The sequence below is a fragment of the Bacillus sp. OTU530 genome (assembly GCF_038440375.1).
The window spans coordinates 1-951 of sequence record NZ_JASATP010000125.1 but is presented as its reverse complement, the minus strand read 5'-3'; the positions used below and the strand labels follow the sequence as shown (position 1 = coordinate 951).

Genomic DNA, 951 nt, shown 5'->3' with positions numbered 1-951 from the left:
TTCAAGTGGAAACATTATCAACCTGACATTATTTTATTAACAGTGAGATGGTACCTACGGTACAACCTTAGTTTATATGCGATAGGTAAGGCTTTGATATTATCTCTGCCTTTTCCCCCGCACCTAACCGTGCATGCATCTTTCGATGCACACGGCTATCCATCTAGTTGATTTTCTTATTTATAAGTTCTAAGCCACAGTGTTTACGAAGCTGGTTAAGTTTCTTGAAGGATTTATCATCCAGTTGTAACACTTCCATGTATTTTTGAATCGTCTGTTCTTTTGTCGCATGTATTAAGATATGTACCCATTCATGAACAATTCGTAGGTTTGAGTATGAGTTATCGTTACTTACATGAAATGGTTTTACATGGTGACAGTGAACCGTCTCCGCAGGAAGGAATATGCCGGTTACTTCACATTTACCATCTACCATACTGTATCGGCTGATACGATTATCAAAAAACTCTATACCGTATTTTTCTTCTTTCCCATTTGCTATCATTTTCTGAATTTCAGTTCCAATGGATGGCTTTAGAGCCCTATACATTTCAATTCTTCCCTGTATTGTAAATGGTGTTAAGTTTTGTGAAAAATTCATATTGTTATGAGTTCGCACATCAGCTAACGGGTACAGCCAAACTTCTGCTACTTTATACGTTGTGTATGTTTCAGAATAGAACTTTTTATAACTCGGTGACGAGTTATGGGGCTTCCCCCTACAAGCAATGAGTTTGAGACGATTATACATGGTTCTGCTTAGGTCGTAGGCGATTCTTGAGAACTCTATATTTACGTGAGTTGCTTTCCTGAAGTAGTTATGCAAACCAAGTACAAATGAATTGAATAACAGTGCGTTTTTTGCTGTGGGAGAGAACCGAATGTTTCGAATCAACTCTCTCCCTTTTCTTTTGATTTGCTGTTTCTTACTATCCTTTATTCCTGTATGTG

At 37.5% G+C, this 951-nt stretch carries 1 protein-coding gene and 1 pseudogene; one reads left to right on the top strand and one right to left on the bottom strand.

Going from position 1 to position 951, the window contains the following annotated elements; all coding sequences use genetic code 11:
* Positions 1-72 (top strand): annotated as a pseudogene (locus AAHB12_RS31130) (IS6 family transposase); the annotation flags it as partial.
* 91 nt (positions 73-163) lie between these two features.
* Here the strand turns inward: AAHB12_RS31130 and AAHB12_RS31125 are convergent.
* On the bottom strand, positions 164-951 hold a 788-nt coding region (locus AAHB12_RS31125), incomplete at its 5' end, for an HNH endonuclease signature motif containing protein (RefSeq protein WP_342048935.1).